Annotated in this window: 15 protein-coding genes; 10 read left to right on the top strand and 5 right to left on the bottom strand. The window is 57.8% G+C overall.

Going from position 1 to position 18,747, the window contains the following annotated elements:
- Positions 1-8: 8 nt before the first annotated feature.
- A complete protein-coding gene (locus ACNJX8_RS32445) occupies positions 9-1,289 on the bottom strand; it encodes a hypothetical protein (RefSeq protein WP_128938145.1) in 1,281 nt (426 codons plus the stop codon).
- A gap of 138 nt (positions 1,290-1,427) precedes the next feature.
- Between ACNJX8_RS32445 and ACNJX8_RS32440 the strand changes: the two genes are divergently transcribed.
- The 6 genes from ACNJX8_RS32440 (at position 1,428) to fcl (ending at position 8,982) form a co-directional block, all read left to right on the top strand.
- The gene (locus tag ACNJX8_RS32440; RefSeq protein WP_439358093.1) at positions 1,428-2,621 is read left to right on the top strand and encodes an acyltransferase family protein; all 1,194 of its coding nucleotides are present in this window, start codon (positions 1,428-1,430) and stop codon (positions 2,619-2,621) included.
- Entirely contained in the window at positions 2,572-4,116 is a 1,545-nt protein-coding gene (locus ACNJX8_RS32435) for a glycoside hydrolase family 16 protein (protein WP_439358091.1), read from the top strand. Before ACNJX8_RS32440 ends, ACNJX8_RS32435 begins: the two co-directional genes overlap by 50 nt.
- Before the next feature lie 180 nt (positions 4,117-4,296).
- Positions 4,297-5,397, top strand: coding sequence for a glycosyltransferase family 61 protein (locus ACNJX8_RS32430; RefSeq protein WP_439358090.1), 1,101 nt, complete (start codon positions 4,297-4,299; stop codon positions 5,395-5,397).
- Positions 5,398-5,410: 13 nt separating this feature from the next.
- Positions 5,411-6,970, top strand: a complete 1,560-nt coding sequence (locus tag ACNJX8_RS32425; RefSeq protein WP_439358089.1) for a lipopolysaccharide biosynthesis protein — start codon at positions 5,411-5,413, stop codon at positions 6,968-6,970.
- Entirely contained in the window at positions 6,963-8,045 is a 1,083-nt protein-coding gene (gmd, locus tag ACNJX8_RS32420) for a GDP-mannose 4,6-dehydratase (RefSeq protein ID WP_128935712.1), read from the top strand. Before ACNJX8_RS32425 ends, gmd begins: the two co-directional genes overlap by 8 nt.
- Complete coding sequence (gene fcl / locus ACNJX8_RS32415; protein WP_439358088.1) at positions 8,026-8,982, top strand: GDP-L-fucose synthase; 957 nt, start codon at positions 8,026-8,028, stop codon at positions 8,980-8,982. The genes gmd and fcl overlap by 20 nt, the downstream gene beginning before the upstream one ends.
- A gap of 93 nt (positions 8,983-9,075) precedes the next feature.
- Here fcl and ACNJX8_RS32410 read toward each other — a convergent pair whose 3' ends face one another.
- The gene (locus tag ACNJX8_RS32410) at positions 9,076-9,876 is read right to left on the bottom strand and encodes an FkbM family methyltransferase (RefSeq protein WP_439358087.1); all 801 of its coding nucleotides are present in this window, start codon (positions 9,874-9,876) and stop codon (positions 9,076-9,078) included.
- A gap of 486 nt (positions 9,877-10,362) precedes the next feature.
- On the opposite strand from ACNJX8_RS32410, the gene ACNJX8_RS32405 reads away from it, so the two are divergent.
- Entirely contained in the window at positions 10,363-11,406 is a 1,044-nt protein-coding gene (locus ACNJX8_RS32405) for a polysaccharide pyruvyl transferase family protein (protein WP_164939178.1), read from the top strand.
- Positions 11,407-11,416: 10 nt separating this feature from the next.
- Here ACNJX8_RS32405 and ACNJX8_RS32400 read toward each other — a convergent pair whose 3' ends face one another.
- Positions 11,417-13,069, bottom strand: coding sequence for a putative Ig domain-containing protein (locus ACNJX8_RS32400; protein ID WP_439358086.1), 1,653 nt, complete (start codon positions 13,067-13,069; stop codon positions 11,417-11,419).
- Positions 13,070-13,234: 165 nt separating this feature from the next.
- On the opposite strand from ACNJX8_RS32400, the gene ACNJX8_RS32395 reads away from it, so the two are divergent.
- A complete protein-coding gene (locus ACNJX8_RS32395; RefSeq protein WP_439358085.1) occupies positions 13,235-14,179 on the top strand; it encodes a glycosyltransferase family 25 protein in 945 nt (314 codons plus the stop codon).
- A gap of 61 nt (positions 14,180-14,240) precedes the next feature.
- Here ACNJX8_RS32395 and ACNJX8_RS32390 read toward each other — a convergent pair whose 3' ends face one another.
- Complete coding sequence (locus tag ACNJX8_RS32390) at positions 14,241-15,290, bottom strand: glycosyltransferase family 2 protein (protein ID WP_439358084.1); 1,050 nt, start codon at positions 15,288-15,290, stop codon at positions 14,241-14,243.
- Positions 15,291-15,397: 107 nt separating this feature from the next.
- Between ACNJX8_RS32390 and ACNJX8_RS32385 the strand changes: the two genes are divergently transcribed.
- On the top strand, positions 15,398-16,594 hold the full coding sequence (locus tag ACNJX8_RS32385) for a glycosyltransferase (RefSeq protein ID WP_439358083.1): 1,197 nt from the start codon (positions 15,398-15,400) through the stop codon (positions 16,592-16,594).
- On the opposite strand, the gene ACNJX8_RS32380 is transcribed toward ACNJX8_RS32385, so the two are convergent.
- Positions 16,583-17,581, bottom strand: a complete 999-nt coding sequence (locus tag ACNJX8_RS32380; protein WP_439358082.1) for a glycosyltransferase family 2 protein — start codon at positions 17,579-17,581, stop codon at positions 16,583-16,585. The two genes, ACNJX8_RS32385 and ACNJX8_RS32380, sit on opposite strands and share 12 nt — an antisense overlap.
- A gap of 252 nt (positions 17,582-17,833) precedes the next feature.
- Between ACNJX8_RS32380 and ACNJX8_RS32375 the strand changes: the two genes are divergently transcribed.
- Positions 17,834-18,220, top strand: a complete 387-nt coding sequence (locus ACNJX8_RS32375; RefSeq protein WP_439358081.1) for a hypothetical protein — start codon at positions 17,834-17,836, stop codon at positions 18,218-18,220.
- Positions 18,221-18,747 lie beyond the last annotated feature (527 nt).

The following is an 18,747-nucleotide window of genomic DNA, read 5'->3' as shown; positions in this document are numbered from 1 at the left end:
CACTTCGGTCAGACGGCAGCTTTGGGACGGATCGACCTGAGGCCGGCGCCTGGCGGCTGCGACCATACGCACAGCATTGCCATCATGATCAGGAATGGAGCCATCGCGAGGTTGCCGCCGCCGAGCTGATAGCAGGCCAGCATTGTCAATGCGAGCATCGAGTTGTCTTTCCTGAATATCGAGAGGATGAGATAGAACAGGAAAATCAGTAGCCCGATAATTCCGTAATCCGCGACGAGCTTGAGAACGGGATTTCCGCTGCCGCCAAAGTAGGCGGGCGACCGTTCCAACCCGCCGGGCCCGGAGCCGATAAGCACTCTGTCGGTCTGAAAGAGATAGTCCCAGGTCTGTAGTTGTGCGACGTAGCGAGCATAGCCGCTCGACTTGGTTGAACTGAATTCATCAAGCCTACTAACGATGGGATCAAAAGGTTCCGGTGCAACGAGATACGTTGTGCCGATCACCAAAGCAACGGCCGCCCCGATGGCGATAACCCGCAGTGATTTGAGCGGAGCAATCAGGGGATAGGCGCCGAGGGACACGACGAGCACCAGGAGGCCAGATCCGGACCGAGTGAGCACGTACGAGATGGCGTACAACGGAAGATAGGCAAGTCGCCGCAAAACGAACACATCGACGATAACACCTATAGCGAGCAATTGAGACAGCGCTCCCGGCTCCATCGGGAAAAATCCGTTCGCGCGCCGATTCAAAGACCCATAAAATTCCACCGCATTTTGATTGTAGGCGGACTCGACGAGGACCGGATCGAGCGCCGGGATTGCATCCTTGAACGAGAAGATGCGTATTCCGCCGAATTGAAGAACGATCTGGACGATTGCCAGAACGGCGCACAGGCGAACATAGAACAGGAAGACGGGAAGGACCGCCTCGTTCGAGAATCTCGTCGAGGGTCCGAACAGGAAGATCGAATTCGTGACAAGAACCATCGCAAGTGATGCCGCACTGGTCTCGACACCGCGATCGGGAGATTCGGCTGCGGCGACCGCGCTGAAGAGAAACCAGACGACGACGAGTCCGAATGCGAGAGTCTGCGGCCCGCGAATGCTCACCAGACCAACCCACCATCCCCACGCGACGAGCGCGAAGAATCCGAACAGCGAAAAGAAGATCTGTCCGGTTCCGATGAGGAGTCCGAAGCGCTGCATGCAAATGCACAGAATGAAGGCGATATGCGCGAAAATGACGCTGTTGGTCTCGTCGCTTGACGCTGCTGCAGCGCGCTTGTTAGACGAGGTTCTGGCTGGGAATGTGTCGAGGCTCACCATGTTAGGACTCGTCGATTACTGCTTCTTGGCGCCTCGGTTGGTGGGTACGTCTGAGCGCAGGGCAACGATCGCGGTCGATCTTGGTCTCGCTCGTGAGGCTGTTCACCCTCTATACTTGAGCCTGTAGTGACTTCCCACATGGAACACGACACGAGCGCAAGATTTAACCCTTACGTTCATGGTGCCAGAGGTTTGTTTTGCCTCATGGTATTCGTCTATCACGTCGTTCATTCCGGCCTCCCGACGTTCGATCTGTTTGCCAGGGGGCTGTTGGGAGAAGCGCTGCAGACCGGAAAATTCGGTGTCGAGTTCTTCTTCGGCATCAGTGGAATCGTGATTCTGCCAAGCCTGTATCGGGCATCCTCGGTCGTGACCTTTATTCTTGATCGCTATGCGAGGATTCTTCCTGTGCTCTGGGCGACCGTGTTCGCGATCGCTATTTTTGGCTGGCTTTCAGGAAAGGCTCCAAGTCCGCTGCTGGTTGGTGCAAATCTATTGGCGCCGCCTCCATTTATTGACATCATCCAGATCAATCCCGCCGCGTGGTCGCTCGGATACGAATTCCTGTTCTATGCAGTATGTGCTGTCGTTTTCCTGACCAGCGGCGTCAGTCGGCCGCTGGCCTTGGCATTAGCCGTCAGTTCGCTGATCTTGCTCGTGTACTATCCCCGCGCGCTCCTGATGATTGGTGGCGTGCTCATTGCGGAGAAGTACCTATCGTCGACCTTGTTGCAATCCCTGGCGAAGTACCCGGCGATCTTCTTCGTGCTGTTCCTGACTGTCTGGAGAGGCCTCGAGCTTGCCAGCGCAACAGACTACGTTGGCTTTGTCACGCCAGCATATTTGTCATTCCATGACTGGATCTCTGCTTTTCCATTTGTTGTTCTTGGTGGCGTCTTCGGGACTATTTTCCTGCTAGGCATGTCCCGAGGAAACGGTCTGTTCGGAAGAATGCTGCGTTGGCAGGTGATGCAGTGGCTGGGAACGATCAGCTTCAGTTTTTATCTCTGGCCGCCGATCGTCATGGCCGGGGTCAAGCTGATCATGTATCGAACGGGCATGGTCGATGCATTGGGGAGCGGATCGCAACTGTTTTTCCTCCTGGTCTCGCTTCCGCCGTCGCTTATCGTTGCAACGATCAGCCATCGCTTCCTTGAAGTGAAGGTGACGGGACAGATTCGAAAACGGCTCGATAGGGCCTCGGAAGCGAAACCTGCCGTCCGGCCGGTCATTCAAGCACTCGACGGCACTCAGGGAGGGAACCTGATCGAGGAACAGTCAAATGTTCTTGATTGTTCGACCAGTCAGCGCCCCAAAACGATCGCAAGTTGACTGTCTATTCGGGAAAAAGCCGCAGAGCCGTGCGCTTGATTGTCCCGGCTTGCGACGTGGCAGCGTCACCGTTGCCATCGTCTTTGCGCATTGGACCGGCACAGCGTTTCCCGGCCGGGCTAACAGCCGAACCGAAAGGACCTCGTTGATGATCGCAGCCGTGCGCAGGCAAGTCCTTTGTGTCGCCTCCATACTCGTTGCACTCGGATCCGCAACGCCGGCCTGGTGCGCTGGCTGGGAGCTGGTTTTTTCGGATGAGTTCAACGGCGACAAGCTTGATCGAACCAAATGGGCCACCCGATACATCTACAACAACGAAACGATGGATCGTTTCAACGATGAAAAGCAGCGCTACCGCGACAACCACGTGGTGTCCGAAGGTGCGCTGAATCTGACTGCAAAAAAGAATGAGGGGACGGACACGTTCGATTCCGCGATGATCCGGAGCCATCAGACATTCTACTACGGCTACTATGAAGCGCGGGTCTTTCTTCCGAATGCGCGGGGATCGTGGCCGGCATTCTGGCTCGAAGCCGATTACGACATCGATGGAAAGTTCTGGCATCCGCCGGAGATCGACATTTTCGAGTACGTCATCAATGGCGTGGAAGACAAGCCGAACATGCTGCACTCGAATGCCATGAGTAAAGATAAGTGGACGCCGCAGTCCTACACGTATCTGGACAACTCGTTCGTGCTCAGGTTTCAGGACATGGTCAGCAAGGAGGATCTGAACAAGGACTGGCATATTGCTGGCTTCGTTTGGGCTCCTGACCGCATTTCGTTCTTCTGGGACGGCCGTCTCGTCTACACGCGCATGTATCAGTGGCTCAGGAAGGACGGCCAGTTGGGGCCGCCGGCGCACATCGATCTCAATTTCGCCATCGGCGGAGCAGCCTGGGCCGGCCGGCACGGGATCGATGACGCGGCTTTTCCGCAGACGTTCAAGATCGACTACGTTCGCGTCTGCCAGTTCACGTCCTCTGAGCGGGGAAGCCGAAAATGCGGCCCGAGCGACGTGACACCGGATCCGAATGAATTTGGATATAGGGCGGCGCTCAACGACATGCCCAAGCCGACATTCCTTAATGTTACGAATGTGGTAGCGGATAAGAAGCCGGATGCGGGGGTATTGTCACTGAGCACAACCGATCCGCTCAAGATCGAAATTCCGATCAAGATTCCGGACGACTATCCGACAAATCGAACGCTTCATGCCTACGTCTTCGATGCAACAACCGGCGTCATGGTCGCATCGGCAAAGAAGCCGCTGCAACAGGTCTCTCGCAAGGAAGGGGAAGATGGCGTCAGCGTGATCGAATTTGCGCTGCCGGCGGTGCCGCGTGAAGGGAACTATCTGCTGGGCAGCAAACTGACGGCTGAAGTCGCGGGCGAGGTCGGCCCCAAAGAAGTCCCAGTTGCTTGCGACACCACGGTGATCCAACCAAAAAAAGCCAGATCTTGCCGTCTATTGTCGCTGCATGTGCGCCGCTGATCGGAGGGGTGCATCCAAAGGTTGCATCAAGCTCCGTCTGATCTGGATCAAGCCGAGTACCGCTGATTGCGATCGGCACGCTGTCCGATGGTCGGTCTGAATTTTGCTTTGGCCGTGGCAGGTGAGCCGTCATGCGGGCTTGCCTGTCACGGTCAGTGTCTCTTGCAATGGTAGTCGTCCATGAACTCAAAGGTTCGCGCCGTCAGGCAAATCCTCCGTGGTGCATTGCGCGGCAGCCCGAGCCGGCTTTGTGATCATCGCACGTGGCGAAGTGAACATCCGCATACTTGGCTGACTGCCGTCGAGGAAGAGGTACTGGCGCGGAAGCCGCCGGTTCGATTCGGCAGCCGCGACGCAGGTTTCGGTGAAAGCGTTGACAACAGAATGCCCGAGCTAGGCATTCTCCGCCTGGACAAGGCCCGCATCCTCGGTCCCGACGGCTGGCTCGTGACGGAGGATGGATCGCTGCTCTACGAGAGCACCTGGTACGGATCGTCGTTCTCGCGCCATCCGCGATCAATTGCCTACGGGACGCCGCTGCCGCTAAGCGGCACCTGTCTCTCGCTGGCGAGTGATTTCGCCGGAGGAAACTATGGGCACTTCCTGCTCGACTGCCTGGGACGCTTGGCGCTATTTCAGAAAAGTGGCCTGTCGCTCGATGATGTCGATTGGGTCTATTTGCCCAAGCCTGCGTCCGAAACGGCAGCCAAACTCGTTCGCCGGCTTGGAATTCCAATGCACAAGTGCGTGTGGGCAGCCCAGGAGGATATCCAGGCCGATCTCGTAATCGGCACTTCGTTTCCAGGCTTGCGACGGAACTATGCGCCATGGCTTACGGAGTTCTTCCGCTTACAGGTAGCCAAGTCGCCGCTTCGTCACGACAGGCGCGTATACGTTCCGCGCAAAGGACAAAGGAAGATTGCCAACGAAGAAGAGCTGATGCCTGCACTGAAAAAGTTCGGCTTCCAGATCTACGACTTTGATGACGTTGAGGATGAAGCGGCGTTTTTCTCGGAATGCTCGATTGTCGTTGGCCCACATGGTGCGGGGCTGACCAATCTCGTATTCTGCTCGCCTGGAACGAAAGTCCTGGAGCTGATCCCTTCAGACCACGTGCATCCCTACTACTACACGATCGCAACGTCCGCCGGCGCGGACTATTCTTACATCGTGGGGGATAGCCAGGGAACGCGCCCGCAGGGAGCGTTTGGGCCCAGTCCATTCGATTTCGAGGTTGCGCCTGACATCTTCGAGCGCGCACTGGAGACCATCTGTCAATGAACGAGCATTGAAAATGGTCGCTATTGGTGCGCGTACGGCGCTCCCTTTGTCGAAAAATTCAATCGCCATCGGAGCTGCCTGGATCGGCGTGAGCCGGCTGGTGGTTGCCAGTCTCGGCTTCCTGAACACGCTCATATTGGCAAGAATGCTCACGCCGGAGGATTTCGGCCTGGTTGCCGTCGCGACGGCCATCATTGCTGTTCTGACGTCGATGACTGAACTGTCCCTGGCATCGGCGCTCATTCACCATAAGGATCCAAGTGAAGATCAATTCCACGCCGCATGGACGTTGAGCCTGGCTCGCGCCTGCTTGCTCGCACTCTTGCTGTCGTTGCTCGCTTATCCGGTGTCTTTGTCCTACGGCGATGGACGTTTGATTCCGATCCTGTTGGTCCTGAGCTGTTCGATCGTGATATCCGGCCTTCGAAATCCGATGCTAGCGATGATGCAGCGTCAACTCGTCTTCTGGCAGGAATTTGTGACGAGCAGCAGCCGGGCGCTCGCTACCATCCTCGTCTCCTCCGGGATCGCCATTTGCTTCAGGAGCTACTGGGCGCTGATCGCCGGGGCTGTCGTCGCCAACTTCATCGATGTCGTCGCCTCTTATCTGATCCAGCCGTTCCGACCGAAATTCCGGATAAAGGGTAGCCGCTCTCTATTCTCGTTCTCTGTGTGGCTATCGCTCGGACAGGCCGTCAGCACGCTGAACTGGCGTTTCGACCAGATCATCATTGGATATTTTCTCGGGAAATCCGCCCTGGGTGGATATGTGCTGGGCAGCGACCTGGCCGCGACGCCGACACGAGAAGCAACAAATCCGCTTGCCGGGACGCTGTTTCCCGCGTTCGTGAGGCTGAGGGACGACAAGGCCGCCCTTCAACGAGCTTATCTGTCGGCGCAAGCAATGCTGTGTGCGATCGCCTTTCCGGCCGGGTTCGGTTTCGCGTTGATCGCCGATCAATTCGTTCCGCTTGTGCTGGGTGAGGCCTGGGCAGGCGCGACAATCGTGATCCAGCTCCTCGGTGGTGCAATTGCGTTGCATACGCTCAGCGCGACCGTCCAACCCCTTGGTCTGGCGCTTGGGCAGACGCGCAGGTTATTTCATCGCGACGTTGCGATCCTAATCGTGAGGCTGCCTGTCATTGTTGCGGGCCTGTGGGTAGGAGGGTTACTTGGCCTGCTGGTAGCTCGCGTGGCGGTTACGCTCGGCGGTGTCGTCTACAACATGGTCCTGGTCCGCGAATTGATCGACACTTCTGTCTCCCGGCAATTTCTCGTGAATCTGAGGACCGCTTTGTCCACCTGCACGATGATCATTGTCGGTCTTCTGACCAATTTGGCCTTCATCACATCTGTTGGCCATGAGTCTCACGTCTATGCTCGGTTGATCGCTGTTGTTCTCGTGAGCGCGCTTGCCTATGTCGGGTCACTCTTTGGATTCTGGCGAGCGACAGGCTCGCCGGCCGGGCCCGAGCGTGAGATCCTGCGAATCCTCGGCGCAATCGCCAACAGGTTCGGGAAAATGGGAAAATCGTCGATGACAATTAAGCAGTCGGGTGAGCAATATGAATGAAAGGTCGAAGCGCCGCGTCGCGCTGATTACGGGCGTCACCGGTCAGGACGGTGCCTATCTCGCTGAGTATCTGGTTGGCCTGGGCTACATCGTCCACGGCATCAAGCGGCGATCGTCCTCCTTCAACACCGCCCGTGTCGATCATCTCTATCAGGATCCGCATGCCGGCGATGTGCCATTCCTGATGCATTACGGCGACATGACGGATTCGACAAACCTGATCCGCCTGATGCAGCAGATCCGGCCAACCGAGATCTACAATCTGGCTGCACAGAGCCATGTGGCGGTCAGTTTCGAGAGCCCGGAGTACACCGCGAATGCTGACGCGATCGGAACGCTGCGGCTATTGGAGGCGATCCGCATTCTTGGCATGGAAAAGGAGACGCGGTTCTATCAGGCGTCCACCTCCGAGCTCTACGGCCTCGTGCAGGAAGTGCCGCAGAAGGAAACGACTCCCTTTTACCCGCGCTCCCCTTACGCGGTGGCGAAGCTCTACGCCTATTGGATCACGGTGAACTACCGCGAGGCCTACGGCATGTTCGCCTCGAACGGCATTCTCTTCAACCACGAGAGCCCGATCCGCGGCGAAACCTTCGTCACCCGCAAGATCACGCGTGCAGTTGCCCGTATCGAGACGGGCCTCGAAGAGACGTTGTATCTCGGGAATCTCGAGGCCAAGCGCGACTGGGGCCACGCCAGGGATTATGTCGAAGGCATGCACATGGTCCTGCAGGCCGACCGGCCCGACGATTTCGTGCTGGCAACCGGGGAGACCCGCTCGGTGCGCGAGTTCGTGGAGCTCGCCTTTGCCGAAGTCGGCCGCAAAGTCGAATGGCGGGGCAAGGGCGTCGAGGAAACCGGTATCGACAAGAAGTCAGGCAGGATCGTCGTGCGAATCGATCCGACCTATTTCCGTCCTACCGAGGTCGATCTCCTGATCGGCGATCCCAGCAAGGCGCGCGAGAAGCTCGGCTGGAAATCCAGGACCCCGTTCGCGCAACTGGTCAAGGAAATGGTGGCTTCCGATTTGTTCGAGGCCAGGCGAGAGGTTGCCAATGGCAAGCAATCCATTTGAACTTGCCGGCAAGACCGTCTTCGTCGCCGGCCATCGCGGCATGGTTGGCTCCGCGTTGGTGAGGCGGCTTGCGACGGAAAATGTCGAGCTGCTGACGGTGTCGCGGAGCGAGGTTGACCTGCGTGACCAGGCCGCCGTCGATGGATGGTTCGCTGCAAGGCGTCCGCAGGCAGTGTTCCTTGCTGCCGCCAAGGTCGGCGGCATCGTCGCCAACAATACGCTGCGCGCCGAGTTCCTCTACGAAAATCTCGCGATCGCGGCCAACGTCATTCACGCTGCGCATGTCAATCGATGCGAGAAGCTGATGTTCTTTGGCTCCTCCTGCATCTACCCCAAACTGGCAGTCCAGCCGCTGCGCGAAGAGTCGATGCTGACTGGCCCGCTGGAGCCAACCAACGAACCCTACGCGATCGCCAAGATCGCCGGCATCAAGATGGTCGAGGCCTATCGCAGCCAGTATGGTTCAAACTTCATCAGTGTGATGCCGACCAACCTTTACGGTCGCGGCGACAACTATCATCCCGAATACAGCCACGTCGTCGCGGCGTTGATCCGCCGCTTCCATGAGGCCAAGACGTCGGGGGCGAAGAACGTCGTGGTGTGGGGCACCGGCACGCCGCGGCGCGAATTCCTCTTTGTCGACGATCTGGCGGACGCCTGCATCCACCTGATGAAGATCTATTCGAGCGGCGAGCTCGTCAACATCGGCACCGGCGTGGACATTGCGATCGCCGAATTTGCACGCCTAGTCGCGGCGACCGTCGGCTATTCCGGCGAGATCAGCTTTGACACCTCGCGCCCCGACGGCACCCCACGCAAATTGCTCGACGTCAACCGGTTGGCGAAGCTGGGTTGGCGGGCCAAGACCTCGCTCGAGGATGGGCTCAAGTTGGCCTATCAGGCATATCTCAGCGAAAACCGTCAGGCGGGGGAATAGGGACCGCGCCTCATCATTGCGAGCCAACGGTCGCGCATCCGCGCGCCCGCTGTCAGCGGCTGGCGCGATTCATCGGTGCGGCCACGGGGGCGATCACTCCGGAGCGACCCAGCATTTCGGCAGCACGACATCATCCCTGTTTGCGACGTTTCTCCTATCGAGGTCGTGAGGAAACCTTCTCGCAGGTGTCCGGCGAGAAACGCGATCCTTGCGCAAGAACGAGAATTCCATGATCGGCGGGACCTTGAAGTCCCTGTATTCGATGGGTTTGAAGTAATTGTTTGGATGAATGTGTACGACGTCGAAGTGCTTGGTGATCTTCTTGAAAACAGCGCCGATCAGCTTGAGTCCGATCGGATTGAGAATTCTGTCCAAGGAATGGAACTCGATGATTATGATCCTGAAGCGCTTCAAGTACTCCCAGCTCGTTTCAATGAGAACTTCGTACTCGCCGCCTTCAATGTCCATCTGGAGGATGAGGTCGCCGGTGTGAGGGCCCTTTCTCGACATCCAGTTCTCTAGAGTCATGAACTTGGCATTGTTTTCGTTTCCGAGGAATTTCTTTTCGAAATCGAGGAGGTCATTGTGGATCGCGGGTGCATCCACCGAGAAGTCAGCGAGGAAACATGGGATGCCGCGTTCGGCAAGGCCGAGCTCGAAGTCAGAGACGTTGTAGACGCCCGGCGAAAAGCAGCCGACGCATCCATCTAGGTCGTCCGGAACCAGATAGCCGCCATCAGCCGATCCGCCCAGTCGAATCAACTTCTTGTCCGTCACGACAGGGAAAAGGTCCCGGAAGAACTCCCTGAGCTCCTCCTCCTTTGAGGTGCCGGATATCATAAAGTCGTTATCGAGCAGGCGTGCCTTTACGTAGTCTTTCAACAAACCAATCATGCAGTTCACTCCGAACTCGCTAACGCACCTGGGTGCGGGCTTGCTGCAAGAAGCGGCACTCCCGTAGGCTCGATGCCTATGTTCGTTGCGATGAACACATTTGCCTGCCTTAGGACTTCAATAGATTCGATTTTTGTCATGAATATGTGCGGTGTTGTCGCTAAGGCGGCGTTGCCGAGACTTGCCTTTTGGCTGCTAAGCCGATCTATTCCGTGCTCTGGAACCCGATCAGCTTCCGCATCGGCAGGGACGCCGAGGGAGCACGCGTGTTAGAGGCAGAAGCCGGCTGAGTGCGAAAGATCGAATGACCGACATGGGAAGTTCGGCAGCGCAAAAGTCCGGCGTTGCGGTCAAGTCGTTCGCGCAACCGTAGCGAGTGCCTCGCCGCAATGGCAGAAGTGGGTTTGTCGAATGCGAAGTTTGGGTGATGCATCAGAAGCGGTTCGATGCTGTGATGCGACCGGTGGCGCCGAAGAGCTCAGGACGATGGCCGAAAAGCCCATGAAGGATTCTCGTTCCCTCATTACCGAGTTACAGAATGAAATCGACAGGGTCATCGGGCCTCATCTGGAGGGCGTCGAGAATTTTGCGCTGGTGGATTTCCCCAACCACTCAAATGTGGGCGACAGCGCCATATGGTTGGGTGAAGAGACCTATCTGCAGAAGAAGCTAGGCAGAGCACCGTCCTACGTCTGCACCTATGACACCTGGTCAAGGGAAGAGTTTGAAAGAGCCGTTCCTGCCGGACCTATCCTTATCCATGGTGGGGGCAATTTCGGCGACCTGTGGCCCAGCCATCAGGAGTTTCGGCTCAGGCTTCTGTCGGAGTTTCCGGATCGCCAGATCATCCAGTTGCCGCAAACCATACACTTCTCCTCGGCGGCAAGTCTCAAGCGCGCCGCGGACATCATCAACTCGCATAAAAAGTTCCGGATTCTGGTCCGCGACGTGCAAAGTTTGAATATCGCGACAAAGGAATTTACGGCGCCCGTCGATCTCTGTCCGGATATGGCGTTCTGTCTGGGGGCGCAGAGCTCGCCAGCAGCAATAACCAGGAAATTGTTGCTGCTGCTCCGAACCGATCACGAGAAGGTGGAGCGAAAAGGTTTCCCTCCGCTCCCAAACGTTGCAGTTGTCGAGGACTGGCTCGTCGAACAACGAGGCTTGGGAAAGTGGTTGTTTGTGAAGGCGCTGCTTGAGACGGCGCTCCTCGTGCTCAAGGGCAGGAAGCCGTCAGAGCTCGATGTGCGTATTCGCTGGTTTCACCTTCTGGCGTCGAACCGTGTAGCCCGCGGAATGAGACAAGTTGGATCGTCGGCCTATGTGATCACGGACCGGCTTCACACGCACATTTTTTGCGTGTTGTTGAATGTGCCGCACTCGGTCCTTGACAACAATTATGGGAAAATCAGCACCTTTGTCGATGCCTGGAGCAAGCCCTTCGAAAAGTTGAGCCGGCCATTGAGCACGAGTGTGGCCGAGGCCCTCGCAAAATTTCTTGGCGGTTCCGCCCCGACGGATCAAGGTTGAAGGTCGAGCATCATCCTCCGTCCGGGCGGCTCGCCGCATCGTGCGCGTGGACGGTGAACGTCGTCGTCCTCTCTGTCGTCTGGCCCGCGTTGTTTGCGCAGGATATTGTCAGCTTGCTGACCCCTGTTGCCGTTGGGCCGCCGCTGATCAGTCCGGTGGATCGGTCAAAGGAGAGCCCCCGCGGCAGTCCTTTGACGGACAAGATCTTCGGCATCATGACCCCGACATCGCACTCCGCATAGACATCGTGGTGGTAGCTGTCGCCTGCGGCGGCTGAAAGGGGGCCCGTCGTCACGCGCGGACCGCGATTGATGGAGAATCGCACGGGCTCCATCGTTGAGCCGTCAGGTTTGTAGCCATAAACGACGACATGAGACCGTCCGGCATTGCCCTTGCCGGCGGTGAAGTCCGCCTTGATCGTGCGCGACACCGCATCGTACGAAATTCCTTCCGGGAATTGCGTAAACGTCGTCTGCTCCGTCATACCGGGTTCGGAGCTGTCATAGGGTACGACCTGGACGAATTCAGTAACGCCCGCATCACCCCAGAGGGCCTTGGCGCTCGGCAGCACAATCTTGCCGTTGCCGTCGTAATCGACATTGAGATCTGCGACCGAAACCAGCGGCTTCCAATGCTTGACGCCTGTCGTCCGCCAGCCGCGGATCCAGTCGACATCGAGATAGGCGCCGGTCGCCGACCTGGCCCATGCTGCGGCGTCATACGCCTCGCCCGCGAACGTGTTGTTGAATATGTGTGACGTCAGCAGCACAAATGAGGGCATATTCTTGGTATTGGAATCCACGCCGGCAAACTGGGATCGAAGCGCGCCATCGACGTAGAGTTGGGTGTTTCCACCGTTTCGAAAGACAAAGCTGAAGACGTGGAACGTGCCGTCCATATAGTCGAATGGTCCGGCGCTGTTGTCGGTCGAGATTGCCCCCGAGGTATGGACGATATTGCTGAAGTGCATCCCTTGGGAGTTGCATTCCAGATCCCACTCGTTGCCGGTTGGATTGAGCACGGGTGCGACCGAATAGGTCCAGAACGCGGGATGAAAGCCGGCCGGATTTGTAAGCCTGGGGCTGAACCGGGCACGCATCTCGATGATGACGGCGTTGGTGGTCGGGTAGTATGCAAACGCCCCGGCGGTATGAATCATCGCGGAGAGGTGCGGCCGCACGCCTTCGTTGATGGATCGGTCGGTCGGCGTAAGGAATGCCTGCTCGCGCGCTGTTGCCTTGCGCGCTCCGAGGCGCAGGACCGAGCCGGAGACCGACATGTTGTCGAAGCCGACCGCGACGCCGCGGTTGCGGTCCTTGTAGCCTGTGGTCAGCGGGTCGGCATCAAAAGCCGTCCCGAGCGACGTGGTATTGCCGCGGATGCCTGGATGATAGGCGCCAGTCGGGAAGAACTTGCCGCGAGGGTTTGCAGGACCCACGATATCGAGAGTGTTGAATTCATCACCCCACGACAGCGTATAGCCCGCATACAACCCGCTGCCATTCTGGCCGATGACGGCGCCGCCGACGACCTGGCTGCGTTCCTTAAACAGCGGGACGAATTGCAGGCGCTGTCGCAAACCATCGTTGCTCAGGCCAAGATAAATTACTGAGCCACCGACAACCAATGATGCGACGAACAATGCTGCAATGGTGCTGTTCATTCGACGCTTTGATGGCATCCACGCCTCTCTTGCTTGAGACCGTAGCGACTTTCGCCAGGTACACTCGTCGGTGAGGAGCCGTTGGTTCGATCCAAGGCGTCCGAATGCGGGCGGCTTTCGGTATAGCCGCAGATTTCGCTGTGCTTTACGAGACAAGAATGTGAAATGGCCACCAGCATGGCAACCGCCGGGCACGTGCCGCGTCCTTGTCAGCAGAGACAAGTTCGCGGTAATCGTTTGGAGATCACGTGCAATACGGTTCCCAATCAAGGATGTCGGACTGATCAATCCATGGGCAGCAATCTCAGAATTGTGGCGATTAGTTTGGCCGGTTCCGTGCGCCGCGAGCGCGCGAGTGCAAATCTGGAGTCGCTTGAGATTCCATGGACCTTCTTTGATGCCTTGCGTGTGCCGGCCAAGGGGCTCCCGCAATATGATGAAGCGCTGGCCATCCGCTTTTGGGGCAGGGGCCTTTCACGGGCCGAGATCGGCTGCGCAGCGAGTCATATGAGCGTCATGGCGCAAGTGGCAGCGTCAGATGCCGACAATTCATGGACACTTGTGATCGAAGACGACGTCATTCTCGATGCCGGGTTCAGCTTTCGATCGCTTCCGGACATCTGCAAGGCTGCGGAGATCGGCTATCTACGGCTGTATGGACGACACATGGCGCCGTGCAAGCACGTGGCCTGGCTGGATCAGCGGGAATTGGTGCGGTTTGAGCGTGCACCAATGGGAACGCAAGCGTATCTGATCTCCGGCCATGCCGCGCGTCGATTCATCGACAGCGTGACAACGATCCATCGGCCGATCGACTGGGAGATGGACCGCTTCTGGGCAAATGGCCTCCACAATTATGCCTTGTTTCCTTTTCCGTGCCTCGAGGCGACGCTGACATCTTCGATCGCAAAGGCGGCGGAGTCGGTCCGCGAGCCTAGTGCGTTTGACAGAGCGGCTCGGTTTGCGTGGAAATCGAAGGAATATGTTCTGCGCCTGTCGGAAAATATCCGCCTTCGCCAGTCCGACAGACGAATTCGCGCCCGCCTCGTCGGCGCAACCAGTCTTTCCGGGCCAATGCCGGAGACAATTCGTACGATCGAAAGCGCGTGATTGACGCCCGGAGTGCGCGGGACGAGATCTGACGAGGCGGTTGCCTTTGCGCCGTTGCCCCTCAGGCGGGCTTGCGGCGGATGACACTTCCGAACCTGACGAGCGGCCTCAGGAGTTCTGCCCTGTTGAACCGGAGCATGATCAGCTGGTACGCAAGCCAGGAAGGGCTCAAGAACAACCCTGTGAACCAGACGATATGAGAGGCGGCGGCGCGCCAATGTGTGGTCGTGGTCAGCGCAAGCCATATCCCACGGCGGAGAAGTGAACTCGACGTGTCCGCGTCCTGCCCAACATAGCGCAGTCCCAATTTACGCGACGCGAGGCGATAGTTGACAAAGACGATCTCGTTATCGATCGGCCGTGCCGCTTGCACGTGCATGGACTTCCTGTCGCAATGTGCCTTCAGGATATCGAACTCGGCGACGCGGAACCCGATCTGCCTAGGAAAATCCGGAAAGCGCTGCGCCCGGCCCTTCGCGTCATTTCGGCTGATATTTCTGCCATGGAGCCGATATTGCCCCAGGGTTTCCTGCACCGTGACCACGTCTCCGTAAAGAGGCGCGATCGTGTTGAGGGCGCCGTCATATCCGACGGGCGGGTTGAGGGGGATGACCTGTCGAAGAAACTCTCGGGAGTACGCATTTCCCGACATGACTGGCCAGATGTACGTTCCCGACCGGGTAAATTCTGCGTGCACATCGTCTGGCGCATAGGATTCAGGAAACGCACAAAACGAGCGCCCAAGTCGCCTGCCGGCGCCATCGATGATGTCCAGATTGAACTGAACTTTCGAAACACCTTCACGCCAGTGCGCGGCGACGTTTTCGACCGCCGTCGGCATCAGGATGTCGTCCGCATCGAGGAACAGCAGTACATCGCCTGTCGCTTCGCGATACCCAACTTCGAATGCTGCGATGTTGCCCTGATTTGCCTGAAATATGGCTCGAATCCTGTCACCATAGCCGGCGATGATCTGGCGGGAACCGTCGATCGATCCGTCGTCGACGACGACGATTTCGTCCGCCGGACGGGTCTGATTCAACGCGCTGTCGATTGCCAATCCGACATACCGTTCGTAATTGTAGACAGTTATGACGATGCTGATCTTCAACGCGTGTCGCTCACAATTTGAAGGTGACAGAAGAGGCTATCAATCCATGCCTTGATGAGCCAGAAGTAATTTCACGGTCCGCAAAGCATGGTTGGTGAGGCAATCGCATGAAAATCGCTCTGATCGATCCGTCACTGTTTACTTGGCCATATGATCTTAAATTAGCCAAAGGATTGACCGATATTGGGCATGCAGCCAGCATTGTCGGGCGCCAGCTCGGGCGGAAGCCCTCCGTTGATGAAGACCTGTTTCTTGACCGGCATTTTTATCCGGGATTGCAGTCGCGCTTTTTCAAGAGACTTCCACGCAACGTGCAGCTGGGGCTGAAGGGCCTCAGTCACGCTGAATCAATGACACGGCTGATCAGGCGCTTCAGGAAGACGCCGCCCGATGTGATCCATTTTCAATGGGCGCCGCTGGCGATCGTCGACAGCCAGTTCATTCCCAAGTTCAGGAGGGTCGCACCAACGGTTCTGACCGTTCATGACTCGAATCCGTTCAATAACAATCCGAGTTCGCGGATACAGCGAATCGGCGCGTTCAAGATTCTGCATTGCTTCGACCATCTCATCGTTCATACGACCGTTGCACGCGATCGCCTGCTACGCGTTGGTATCCCGGACGAAAAGATATCCGTTATCGCGCACGGATTGCTGACGGATCATATCACCCGACCGGCCGACGAGCCCTCGGCCGGGGACGGGCGCGTTCAAATACTCCTGTTCGGCAAGATAAAGCCCTACAAGGGCGTCGACGTCATGCTTCGCGCGCTTGCGCTGCTTCCGCGAGAGGTCAGGGCGCAGTGCGTGGTGAAGGTCGTGGGCTGGCCGGAAATGGCGATGGAGCCGCTGTTTGCGATGGTGAAGGATCTGCAGCTCGAAGGCCATGTCGAATTCGACCTGCGTTTCGTGCCGGAAGATGAAGTGACCTCGCTGGTCGCGCGCGCTGACATCCTGGCTTTTCCGTACCGGGATATCGACGCATCGGGTGTGCTGATGCTGGCGATCGCGGCGGGACGTCCGATCGTCGCTTCGAACCTTGGAACGTTTTCGGAATGGCTGAGCGATCGGGCGGAGGGGACACTCGTTCCTCCAGGTGATCCCGCCGCATTGTCTCGGTCGCTCGAGCGCTTGATCAGCGACCCCGATTATCGAAACCGCAAGAGTCAAGGAATGTTGGATCTGCGAGACTCGGTGCCGACGTGGACCTCGATTGCACGCCTGACCGAGGCGGCCTATGCGAAGGCGGGCCGGCGTGTGGGCGCGCCGGCCAGTGCCCAGGTTCTGCAGGGTTCAGGAAACTGAAGGGGTCATCTGCCAGGTGGCCTGGCGGATCGACAGGATGCCCCAGAAAAAGCCAAGTGCCCACGCGAAGTGCATCACGACAGCGGCCGGCAGTGCAAGCAGCCCGCAAATAGAGCGATGTTTTACTGCAATCATCATTGCAGTCAGCGCCAGTATCGCCAGATAGGCTGCCGGCAATGTCAACAGCAGCGGCGCCGCCGGCGACAGCACGATGGCGCCGAGCGTCAATGCAACATGAGTGGGCACCAGGAATTGACGCAGTCGCAACGATCCTGGATGCCGTCTCACCGTTCTCGATCGACCACGCCCGTAGTTGAAGTACTGCTTCGCCAGGCTCAGAAAACTCGACCGCGGTCGATATGAAAGGCGGATGTCCGAATCCAGAAATATCCGGCCGCCGAGTGCACGCAGCCTGCAGTCAAACTCTGCATCTTCATTGTGAGCGAACGTTTCATCGTAACCACCAGCCCTGCGAAAGGCATCGATGGTCATCGCCGCATGATGCCCGTGATCGACAAAGCCGCTTTGCTTTCCGCCGCGATGTGCCGATCCGCCCGAACCGACCTTGGTGTCCGAGACCCAGGCGACGGCCTTTTGCAGGCAGCCGTCACCTCGGGAGTCCATGGGGACCACGACCGAGTCGGCCTTGCGCTCGTCCAGAGTCTTGAGGAGGCTCGAAACATAATCGGCTGGATATTCGCAATGGGCGTCACACCGCACCAGGACCTGCGCCGCAGCACCATAGACTTGTACGGCTAGATTGACCCCGGCACTCTGCAGCCGCTGGGGATTGCGCAACAGATGGACGCCGCGAATCTCCCTGCCGAGCTGGCGGACAATGTCAGGCGTCCCATCGGTGCTGCCGCCATCTGCAACCACTATCGTGCGATCCTCGCCGAGACTGTCCCGCGCCAGATTGCGGACAACGGTCTCGATATGGGAAGCCTCGTTCAAAACGGGTACGACGATCAGGACGTTTCTGGACACGGTTTAGCTGCCACTTGCCATTGTTTGCTCAATCCGTTGGCAGGCGCGGGAATGGTCGTTGATGCACGCCAAAGGACGAACCGACGGTCCGTCAAAAGAATGGCCAACTCGTGACTGCTTCTTTTAATGCATCGATCAGCAAGTGGGCTTACCGATGGCGCCTTAAAATGGGCGATCTATTCTGCGTGAATCGTGAATAGTGCGTGCCCCGATCGCTCGAAGATCGGAAGCGAACCGGACTGGGAGCGATATGTGAGAGCTGTTGTTGTTGCCGTCGCTTTGTTGCTAGCGGTCTGTCATCCTGCATCGGCCGATCCGATGACGTTGGATTTCTCATGGCGCGGGGCGCACGGCTGTGTCACGCTGTTCCCAAATCCGGAGATACGTCTGCGCAACATTCCCGCCGGTGCCACTTCGATGACGCTCACACTTGCGGAAGGCGCTCGCGAAATGGGAGGCCAGAACGTTCCGGTTCCGAGCAATGGCGTCGTGCCATCGGGGACGATCCGGACATTTGGTCCTTGCAAGCCGGGTCTGTATGAATGGACCGCCCTCGTGAAATCATCGACGGGACAGGTTCTATCGGAAGCGCATCAGGCACGATTCTATCCTTCGGACCAGACCGCAGCGAAGCAATAATTTCGCAACGTCAATCCACATATTGCACCTTGCACCGTTTCGGGCCTTTGTGGCAGCTCCACGCGCCTGCATGCCGCCGATTGATCGTACCCACGTTGTTGCGACTCTATTCGGCCAACGAGGGTGACATACGGGTTGATGGGCGATCCATCGAAGACGTTCGCCGAACCGATTGGCTCGGCATGCTCGTTACTGATAACACATCGCCTGAATTCAGTGCGCGATGCGGACCATGTAGTGAGCATTGAAGACGGCCGGGTTCGGGCCGAGGGCCTCCGCGAAAGTTCTGGCGAGTCGACGAGCGTGCGTAACAGGAACTTCGCAGGATGATGTGCTCACATATCGGATGCGATGGTTCCCTGGTCGGAACCCAGCGTGATGATGGCCCTGCACTGAGCGTATTTGTTGTAAAGCAGCGTGGACTTCACATGAGCCCGTAGCATTCCGGTGTCTCCGCAGAAATCGCCAGCCGCCAGCTGTTTCTCTCATCATGCGTCAAATTGCGTCGAATCCATAAGGTTCTTTTG

It is taken from the genome of Bradyrhizobium sp. SPXBL-04, assembly GCF_051853035.1.
Taxonomy (GTDB): Bacteria; Pseudomonadota; Alphaproteobacteria; order Rhizobiales; family Xanthobacteraceae; genus Bradyrhizobium; species Bradyrhizobium zhanjiangense.
The sequence above is the reverse complement of the archived record's forward strand: the minus strand, read 5'-3'. Positions and strand labels throughout refer to the sequence as shown.